The organism is Lysinibacillus sp., assembly GCF_032093475.1.
In the GTDB taxonomy this organism is placed as follows: domain Bacteria; phylum Bacillota; class Bacilli; order Bacillales_A; family Planococcaceae; genus Lysinibacillus; species Lysinibacillus irui.
In genome coordinates this window covers 1-9,637 of the sequence record NZ_DAMDAY010000149.1, presented here as the reverse complement: position 1 = coordinate 9,637, position 9,637 = coordinate 1, and the positions used below count along the sequence as shown (strand labels likewise).

Sequence of the window (9,637 nt, the reverse complement as noted above, 5' to 3'; positions counted from 1 at the left end):
AACACCACCTTGCCAAGGTGGGGGTCGCGAGTTCGAACCTCGTCTTCCGCTCCAATATGATGGCGGCATAGCCAAGTGGTAAGGCACGGGTCTGCAACACCCTTATCACCGGTTCAAATCCGGTTGCCGCCTCCATATTTTATCTGATAATCGGTTTATCCGATTTTTTTTATCTCCATTATGCCGGTGTGGCGGAATTGGCAGACGCGCACGACTCAAAATCGTGTTCCTTTGGAGTGTCGGTTCGACCCCGACCACCGGTATCATTACGTTATATATACGTTACATTTAGTAAGTTTAGAAAGCTCACAAACCTTGTACTATCAAGGTTTGTGAGCTTTTTGTATTTCCTAGGAATACGATCGAAAACGAGTAGAATTGATTATGTTTACACAAGCTCATTATCTAAAAAAAGGTTTTATGAGAGGTTCCAACAATTCTTCTAATCTTAGTCTAGATTTTAAACCTAGTAAAAGCAAGAGAGCTATTTAAGGGACAGTATGAATTTACTTAACACAGCTATAATCATGTCTCTAATGTTCTATACATGATATAATAAAATGGAAATATGATGAATATATGAATGAATATTACATAAAATAGAAGTTGGAGAAAATTTATGATTAGTATTAAAAGGATTATAATTTTTTTGAAAGGATGATTATAATGAAAACGATTTATATTTATCCAAAATTAGCAATGGGGTTTAGAGGATTTGCAACTGGTTTAGATCGAGAAGGATTCTTTTTGAAAAAAAGGTCATCGAGACTGAAAAAAACCATAGAAGATTCACTAAAAGAAAATAATTTGAGTACTTTTAATGTAGAAGTAACTCATGGGTATGAATCTCCAGAGGAATTATTAGAAAATGATGGCGTATTAGTTTTGATTTCTCCATATTTAAAAAGTTTACTTAGTCACATTGATTTTTCAAAAAGTGGTTACTATCTTTTGTCAGAGGAGGAATATAATTCGCAAAATATTGATAACCTCATAAAGTATATAAAAACGCTATGAAACTATAAATGCATAAGGTTAAAAGAAAATAATTGAAATGCTAAAAAACATTTTGAGATAGCGACTTCCACCAAGAGCTTATGAGGAAGCAGCAATGCTTATATAAAAGGAAAGTTTACATATTACTTTTAAGAAGCCTTATACTCGCTACACTTTAACCTTCTATTCAAAAGGATCCTCTTATTTTTATATGATAATTAACTATCCCAATAATTATTCTTTCAATTACAACTCTAACATTGTGGACCATACAAAAATGTTGTTGCATAGAAAGGAAAAGATAACAAAGAATTGAATTTATAGATGGTAAAGTAGAAGTTAATACATAAAAGCTGAGGTGTTGAAAATTTTGAAACCCATACAACTAAACGAAATACCTAAAGAGATCGTCGAGTATGTCGGAGCAGTTATTAATATTCATTTTCCTAGACAGGGACATACATCGGATGTAGGAATTCTTAATTCTAAAAGAGGGACATTCGTTTTAAAAAGAGCAAAAGGAATGCCATTCTGTGCTTGGTTATCGAAAGAAGCATGGGTACTTAAAAATCTAGCAGCATCTGCTTTACCTACTCCGAGGCTATATTATTTTATCGAACAACCATTACAAAATCAGTCATGGGCTTTAATGGCATATTTAGAAGGCGACACCGTTAGAAGCGCTCTGGAAAAAGAGGATAATACAGAAAATAGACATGAAATACTATTTAACTTTGGAAAGACGCTATCTGCCATTCATTCAACTCCATGTCCAGAGGAGTTAATAAAGGACACAGTATGGATAGACGATATGCTAGAACAAGCTGAGTTTAATATGAAAAATTATAAAGTAGATGGCACAGCTGAATTGTTAAGTAGGTTGAAGAGACACAAACCAAAGATAACTCAGCAAACCTTTATTCATGGTGATTTCACAATTGATAATGTACTTGTACATAATCGGAGGATTTCGGGAATAATTGATTGGAGCGCTGGAGCATGGGGTGACCCACGATATGATGTTGCTTTAGCAGTTCGTCCTAAGCCATGGGCATTTGAAACAGAAATAGATAAACAAATTTTTTATGAAGGGTATGGTAAAGTTAATAGACGAAAGTGAATACAACTATTTTAAAAATGGATTATATGAATTTTTTTAAAAAATTAATAAACCTTCAACCACTCTAAAGGATAAAAATATCTTTGAGTGGTTTTTTGTTTTCTATGTCTTTTTTATATTAGTTCATTCTCCGTTCATTTAACAATTTTAAGATATGGGTATCAACGAAATGGAGGGGTTAAGGATGAATCTTGCCTGGAAGGAAATAAAGAAGAATAAAGTACGGTTTTTAATTTTGGGCTCCATTATTTTTCTAGTAAGCTTTTTAACATTTATTATTTCAGGTTTGGCAAATGGCCTGTCACAAGATAATGCAGCATTAATTAAAGATTTACCAAAGGGACATTTTTACATGGCTGAGGATGCAGAGGGTACGTTTAATCTTTCGAGAATCGATAGCAATCTTCAGCAGGAGGTAATGGGTAAAGAGAAAGAGGCAGTGGCTTTTTCGATTCAAATGGGCTTTTTAAATGATAAGGACGATAAACAGCAGAGTGTTGCTTTTGTTTCATCTACGGAATCCACACTGTTTAAAAATGTACATCAAGGTGAGGTTATTTTAGATAGCTCGTTGCAGGAAAAAGGGATTCAGATTGGTGACGTATTGACGAATAATCAATACAGTGGAGAATTTATTGTCAAAGGTTTTGTAGAGCAAAAGAAATTTAGTCATTCACCTGTCGCTTATATTAGTAAAGAGGCCTACCAGGAAATGTACCGAGTAAAAGATATACAGCTAATTTTTGTACCAAACAGCGGATCAGAGGACATTAATGAGCTTCAGGCATATAGCAATAAAGAATTTCTCAATACTATTCCTAGCTATAATGCGGAACAGTTGTCCTTAAACATGATCATTTGGTTTTTAGTTGTGATTAGCGGCATGCTATTTGCTATTTTCTTCTATATGATGAATGTACAAAAAATTGGTTTGTACGGCATTTTAAAAGCAATTGGTTTAAAAACAAGTAGGTTGTTTAAAATGATTTGGACTCAAATGGTTATTATTACAGCTCTATCACTTGTGGTATCAGTCAGTCTTAGCCAGGTTTTCAATGTAGTTGCTCCCAAAGGAATGCCTTTCACCTTAACATTTGGTACAACAACACAATTATCCATGGTGTTCCTCATCATTGGTTTTATCGGAGCGACATTGTCAGGGCTACAAATTAAAAAAATTGAACCGTTACAAGCTATACAACAAGGGGAGGCTTAATCATGACGTTATTTACAATCGATGCAGTAAGAAAAACGTTTAAAAATGGCGAAGTCGAAGAAGAAATTTTGAAAGGCATTAATCTTTCATTAAAAGAGGGAGAAATTACGGCATTGGTTGGTACCTCTGGTTCAGGGAAAAGTACATTGTTAACGATAGCAGCTGGATTGCAGAAAGCAACTGAAGGGCAAGTACTCTTTGAGGAACAAAATCTTACAAAGATGAGCACTGAACAGATACGAAAGTTGCGTGCTAGTAAATTTGGCTTTGTCTTTCAATTCGCGCATCTCGTACCCTTTCTTACAGTGGAGGAGCAGCTGCTATTAATGCTAGATGTAGCTGAATCTCCATTAAAGAGTCATGAACAGCAGTATGAAGTGAATCGCTTATTACAATTGGTGGGAATGGCTCATCGTAAAAAAGCTTATCCTTCTTCATTATCAGGTGGGGAAAAACAGCGTGTTGCAATTGCACGTGCGATCATCCATCAACCTAAAGTATTATTTGCTGATGAGCCAACAGCTAGCTTAGATTCCCAGCGTTCTCAAGAAATTATGTTTTTACTCAGAGAATTAACCAAAACATTAAAGATTACAACGTTGATGGTGACGCATGATGAAGAAATGTTAGCTTATACAGACCGTATTGTTAAAATGAACGATGGTATTGTATTACAAACCATACAGTAAGTTTTTAGGCTCTCACTAATTGATAAAACTAAATATTAATGTCATTTTTTAATTAAATAAAGAGGAAATCTTATCTAGTTTATTGAACTAATCATTATGCTTCAATATGTAGAGGAGGATATATATGGGAAGAGTGGTCGGTTTTGAATTAAATAGTCAAGATCCAGAGAAAGCAGCTGCGTTTTATAATAAGGTGTTTGGCTGGGAGGTGGCACCCCCCTTTTGGGATTATAGAGAAGTTACGACAGGGAACGAAGAGATAAAAGGGATTGATGGTGGAATAGGTAAAGGACCAAGCGATTTTCCACATGGTACTCGTATTCAAATTGAAGTAGATGCCATTGATGAAGTGATTGAACAGGCAAAAAACAATGGTGCTTCTATTTTGCGAGATAAAATGGAATTTGATAATTTTTTTCTTGCCTATTTGGTTGATCCGACTGGAATAGGCATAGGATTAATTCAATATAAATAAAAAAAGCCTCTTAAAGAAGAGGCTTTTTTAATTTTTAAGAAGTAGTTTTTAGGGTAAAGAATCGATGGAGGAGGAATGACATGAAAAACCTATTGAAAATAGTATGTTTAATCCTGATAACTATTGGCATATTACCTAAGGAAGCAAAGGCGGCTAGTTTTATAGATATAGCTGATGATACATTGATGACAGAAATTGATTATTTGGTGGAGCAGGATATTATAAAAGGCTACTCCAAAACCTTATTCAAACCGAATGAAAATGTTACAAAAGCACAGGTAGCTGTAATGTTAACTCGTGCTTTGGGTTTAAATACAATTAATGTAGAAAATCCAAACTTTCAGGATGTAACGACAGCGCATAAGTATTATAAAGAAATAGCTGCAGTAGAAAATAAGGGTATTTTTGATTCAGCTGATAAATTTAATCCAGATTCAATGATTACCAGGGGACAAATGGCTATTGTGCTGCAACGGGCTTTCCAATTAAAAGGCACCGATTCCTATTATTTTTCGGATGTAACGGAACAGACACCAGGGTATAAGGAAATTTTAGCACTGGCTCATAATCATTTAGTAAGGGGCTATGAGGATGGGTCATTTCAGCCAAATAAACCTGTTACACGAGCCCATTTCTCAGCGTTTTTGGCACGAGCGATGACCCTGGCTAGACCTAACCTATTAAAAGATCCTACTTTTGTTTATACGTATGCCTATTATTCTTTAAATGATCATAAACGTTATACGTTAAACTACCAGTATCATCATCATGACGGTAAAAATGATGTATGGACGGTTCAAAATTTAAGTTCAGCTCAAACATTTCCTAATGAGCTGTTGTATGGTCATGATCGTATATATGGTCAGGCTATTGCTGATAAGGCTAACACACATTACGACTTATATTTGGAACTACCTCTTAGAATAGGTGTCATGTTACATGAAGATGATCCTGGAGTTTCGTCTGGTGTACGAGTGACAGTTAAAACAACTAACGGTACTGTTCAGGCGGGGGATGTGCAATATTCAGGTGTGATAATACTGGAAGAAAAATCAATTTATAGTGATGTAGTAAAAACTTATTATTTTGTCGATGAGATTGGTTTAGTCAAAGAGCTACACAATGATATTGTTGTTTACGAGTTACTTAATCGTACAATGAAATAAACAGAAAGCAAGCCTCCTTTTTAAAGTGGGCTTGCTTTAAGCATGTAAAGTTATATGAAAAAACCGCTGAAGTGCTTGTAGCCATTCCTTATCATTCTGTGTTGTATAGGTTGTTAAGGAGGATCCTTCATAGATTCTAAATTCGTTGTTCATCATAGTATGACGTCCATGAGCCGTTCGAATCATAGCAATTTTATTTTTTTGCTTAGAGAGTCTGGGAGCAAACATAGCATCATTTGCATCGTCACGAAAACTATAGAGCAAACGCCAGTTTTGTTTTGCTTGCTCGAAAAGCATCCAACCATTTATTTCATCCCGTTCTACTTTATATAACTCACCGCCTTCACGGTGTTGATGTCCTGCAATTAAAGGTACAGGCTTACAGGGGGCTAAAGCACCTACACCCACATCTGATATATAGGATTGTCCAGCGTCATTTACTAATAAAAGCTGATGCATGGGAATCTCTTCTACAGGAGTGTTTTCTGCCACGTTGCGCCAAAATTGAGCATAGCGATTGGTTACGGAAAAGCCAAGCTCCCGTAAGAGCCAACTAAATAAAATATTGAGTTCAAAGCAATTTCCGCCACGCCGATTAATAATTATTTTTTGAAATAAATCAGGAATAGCGAAGGAGATACCACGGTTCAAGGCCACATCTAAATTTTCATAGGGAATGGTCAACAGATGCTTAGTTTGGAGCTTTCCAAGTAATTGGATGGTTGGCTCCAAAGATCCTTGAAATTGAATTTGCTGTAAATATAGCTGAATCTGTGAATTCATAAAATCGCCTCACTTCCATACTAATAACATAACCGAAACAGCCTAAGATTACACGCATAATATTAACAAGGAAATGATAGAAAAATAGTTATATAACTAGTAAAATTAATATATTAGCTACTATAAAGTGAAATATTTTACATTTTAGTTAATAATAATGAAGGTAAGGTAGGTATGGTAAGCATAATGAAATGGATAGAAGTGAATACATATGAGGAAATGAGCGAAGTTGCCGCGAATATTTTCTCCAAACAAATACAAGAGAAGCCTGATAGCATTTTAGGATTAGCAACAGGCGGTTCACCTGTAGGCATGTATAAGGAATTAGTGAAACGACATCAAGCAGATCGTTTATCATTTAAGAATATTCAAACGTTTAACTTGGATGAATATGTCGGTCTTGAACAAACTAGTCCTGCAAGCTACTGGACATTTATGCATGAGAATTTATTTAACTTTGTGGATATACAGCCGGAGAATATTCATTTGCCAAATGGTAAGACAGCAGATTTAACTGCTGAGTGTGTAGCTTATGATGAGCGAATTAAAGAAGCAGGGGGAATAGATTTACAGCTTTTGGGAATCGGAGTAAATGGACATATAGGTTTTAATGAGCCTGGTACTCCGTTTGATTCTATGACCAATATTGTAGAATTAACTGAGTCTACAAGAACAGAAAATGCTATTTATTTTAATGATCCTTCGGAAGTACCAACACATGCAATTACAATGGGGATTCAATCCATTATGAAGGCCAAAGAAATTGTCCTTATTGCCTTTGGGGAAAAGAAACTTGATGCTATTGAAAAATTAAAAAGTGGTCATGTGACGGAAGAATTCCCTGCAAGTCAATTATTAAACCATCCAAATGTTACGATTATCTTTGGTGGAACAAAATAAACATAATAAGCAAGGACTTCTTATGATTGAGGTCTTTGCTTTTTGTTTTTTTCTGGAAAATACACTACTAACGACTTAGCTTAAAGCAGATAACACTGGCTTCTGAGCGCCTTCGCACTACTTTGGAGCGGATCGCACCCGTTTTTGAGCGTTTTCCCCTTAGCTAAGAGCGATTCTCTTCTCTTATTGAGCGTCTTTCATTCCATCTAGGAGCGGATCTCATGCTACTACGAGCGGGTTCACCTAATCTTGGAGCAAACCTCGTGCATCAATAGAGCAGAAGATATCATTACCTTTCAGGAGACTATTCAATGCTTGCAGAGTATTGGTATGCTAGAATTAGGAAAACAGAGGAGGGATTGTGTTGAAAAGTACCGTACCACATTTAGAAAAGGGAGATCTAGTTGGTGTTGTTGCCCTTTCAAGTGTTGTAGAACCTGAAAAGCTAGGGGAAGCATTAGCATTTTTAGATGAATTGGGTCTTCGCTATATTATCGGTGATACGATCCATGCCAAACATGATTATTTGGCTGGGGATGATGAGACGAGATTAAGTGACCTGCATGAAATGGTGAAAAATCCGGAGGTCAAAGCAATCTTTTGTGCAAAGGGGGGCTACGGCTCTGCACGAATAGCTGAAAAAATTGATTATGCTTTATTAGAAGAAAATCCTAAAATATTTTGGGGGTTTTCAGATCTTACATATTTACATTGTGCGATAAATGAGTATGCTCATCTAGTGACATTTCACGGACCAATGTTGATGTCAGCTAGTAAGATAGATGATTTATCGAAGAAAATGTTCTTACAATTATTTTCTCCGATCGAAATTCAGTATACAGAGGCGATCTCTCCCTTAACAACGATTGCTGGTGGTGTGGCACGAGGTGAAATGATCGGAGGTAATCTCAATCGTCTTGTCAGCACATTAGGAACTAAATTTGAAGTGCAAACAGAGGGCCGTATTTTATTAATAGAGGAAATGGGGGAAACGATCTCAGGAATTGATTCGATGCTTCAGCAATTAAAACAAGCAAGAAAGTTAGAACAGCTCGCAGGTGTTGTCATTGGCTCATTTACACAGACAAAATCTGATGAAACGGCATTACATCTATTAATGAAGGAATATTTTGGGGATTTAGGCATTCCAGTTGTGGCTGGCTTTAAGATTGGACATGAAACAACGAATATTGCCATCCCGTTCGGAGTAGATGCTATTTTAGATGCGCAGGAAAAGGTGTTGCGGATTTTACCTGGCGTGCATGAATGAGAGGGGGATGAAGATGGCTATTGAAAAAGTACTCTATGAGGCTGCAATAGCATTAGCAGAAAAAAGATACCCCTCTGGATGGGGAGGAGCTGCAGCGTTATATACCGAAAATGGACAGATTTTAACAAGTGTTGCACCAGAGGTAATCAATGCAGCTACTGAACTATGTATGGAAACAGGTGCTATACTAGAGGCACATAAATTTAATGTAAAGGTTACGCATTCGATTTGTGTAGCTCGAGAAAATGAAAAATCAGAGTTTGTAGTGCTTACACCATGTGGGGTTTGCCAGGAAAGACTTTTTTATTGGGGAGAGAATGTCAAAGCAGCCATTACCAACCCAGATGGTGAATTACTATTTAAATCATTGAAAGAAATACAGCCCTATCATTGGTATAGAGCATATCAATAATACAAAAAAGACATTACAAAAAATGTAATGTCTTTTTTTGCTTTCTTAATAGGGCTCAGCATCATGACCTTTATTTATTGCATCTTGAGGCGCTTGATTGCCATCAATATTGCCAAGTGGCTTAGAAGTAGAGGAATGTTCTCTGGCCTTTTGTATTCCTTCTTTTAGTAAGCGTCCATATTCTTCATCCGCTTCTTCCGCAAGAGCTATCATGGCGTTTTGAATATCTTCATGACAGACAGCTAAGTCACGAATTAAATTTTCAAGAAGCTCATCACGTTCCCATTGCTCAAAGTTACGGTAGGTTTCACCTGCTTGCTTCGTATTACTTTGACGATCAATCGATTCTCGAACAAGATTTCCTTCTATATAAGGTGTATATTCCTTGCCTGTCTGTGTGGCTTCCTTTAAACCATTCAACATGGATGGTTCATAATTAATATGTGGATTTTGACCAGGTGCCAAATCACGCTTATACATCATTTGCCCACCATGTTGATTGGTTGCAACCCGTTTTTTAGGTGCGTTAATCGGTAATTGCAAATAGTTGGCTCCTACACGATGACGCTGTGTATCGGAATAAGAGAAAGTACGACCTTGCAACATTTTA

The 9,637-nt window shown here is 36.3% G+C and carries 11 protein-coding genes and 2 tRNA genes; 11 read left to right on the top strand and 2 right to left on the bottom strand.

The genetic code is table 11. The annotated features are described in order from the left end of the window. The first annotated feature begins 61 nt into the window (after positions 1-61). From RT445_RS21380 to RT445_RS21345, 8 genes are all read left to right on the top strand, one after another. Positions 62-135: transfer RNA gene (locus RT445_RS21380), tRNA-Cys, on the top strand. A gap of 47 nt (positions 136-182) precedes the next feature. Then, a tRNA-Leu gene (locus tag RT445_RS21375) sits at positions 183-263 on the top strand. Between the two features lie 403 nt (positions 264-666). After that, positions 667-1,017: a hypothetical protein gene (locus RT445_RS21370; protein ID WP_274794483.1), complete on the top strand. Its 351-nt coding sequence runs from the start codon at positions 667-669 to the stop codon at positions 1,015-1,017. Positions 1,018-1,366: 349 nt separating this feature from the next. Further along, positions 1,367-2,116 carry a phosphotransferase family protein gene (locus tag RT445_RS21365; protein ID WP_312507334.1) on the top strand — a complete coding sequence of 250 codons (750 nt, stop codon included), beginning with the start codon at positions 1,367-1,369 and terminating at the stop codon, positions 2,114-2,116. Between the two features lie 184 nt (positions 2,117-2,300). Next, positions 2,301-3,332 (top strand): ABC transporter permease, encoded by a 1,032-nt coding sequence (locus RT445_RS21360; protein WP_312507333.1) that lies wholly within the window; start codon positions 2,301-2,303, stop codon positions 3,330-3,332. Positions 3,333-3,334: 2 nt separating this feature from the next. Beyond that, positions 3,335-4,021 carry an ABC transporter ATP-binding protein gene (locus RT445_RS21355; RefSeq protein ID WP_312507332.1) on the top strand — a complete coding sequence of 229 codons (687 nt, stop codon included), beginning with the start codon at positions 3,335-3,337 and terminating at the stop codon, positions 4,019-4,021. 124 nt (positions 4,022-4,145) lie between these two features. Further along, positions 4,146-4,496: a VOC family protein gene (locus RT445_RS21350; RefSeq protein ID WP_312507331.1), complete on the top strand. Its 351-nt coding sequence runs from the start codon at positions 4,146-4,148 to the stop codon at positions 4,494-4,496. A gap of 80 nt (positions 4,497-4,576) precedes the next feature. Next, positions 4,577-5,662, top strand: coding sequence for an S-layer homology domain-containing protein (locus RT445_RS21345; RefSeq protein ID WP_274794478.1), 1,086 nt, complete (start codon positions 4,577-4,579; stop codon positions 5,660-5,662). 36 nt (positions 5,663-5,698) lie between these two features. On the opposite strand, the gene RT445_RS21340 is transcribed toward RT445_RS21345, so the two are convergent. Next, positions 5,699-6,445, bottom strand: a complete 747-nt coding sequence (locus RT445_RS21340) for an arylamine N-acetyltransferase family protein (protein ID WP_274794477.1) — start codon at positions 6,443-6,445, stop codon at positions 5,699-5,701. Between the two features lie 186 nt (positions 6,446-6,631). Between RT445_RS21340 and nagB the strand changes: the two genes are divergently transcribed. The 3 genes from nagB (at position 6,632) to RT445_RS21325 (ending at position 9,027) form a co-directional block, all read left to right on the top strand. Further along, a complete protein-coding gene (gene nagB / locus RT445_RS21335) occupies positions 6,632-7,345 on the top strand; it encodes a glucosamine-6-phosphate deaminase (protein WP_274794476.1) in 714 nt (237 codons plus the stop codon). A gap of 364 nt (positions 7,346-7,709) precedes the next feature. After that, positions 7,710-8,615: a S66 peptidase family protein gene (locus RT445_RS21330; protein WP_274794475.1), complete on the top strand. Its 906-nt coding sequence runs from the start codon at positions 7,710-7,712 to the stop codon at positions 8,613-8,615. A gap of 13 nt (positions 8,616-8,628) precedes the next feature. Continuing rightward, positions 8,629-9,027, top strand: coding sequence for a cytidine deaminase (locus RT445_RS21325; RefSeq protein WP_274794474.1), 399 nt, complete (start codon positions 8,629-8,631; stop codon positions 9,025-9,027). A gap of 45 nt (positions 9,028-9,072) precedes the next feature. Here the strand turns inward: RT445_RS21325 and RT445_RS21320 are convergent. Next, positions 9,073-9,637: catalase (locus RT445_RS21320; protein ID WP_313471513.1), on the bottom strand; the 565-nt coding region annotated here is incomplete at its 5' end.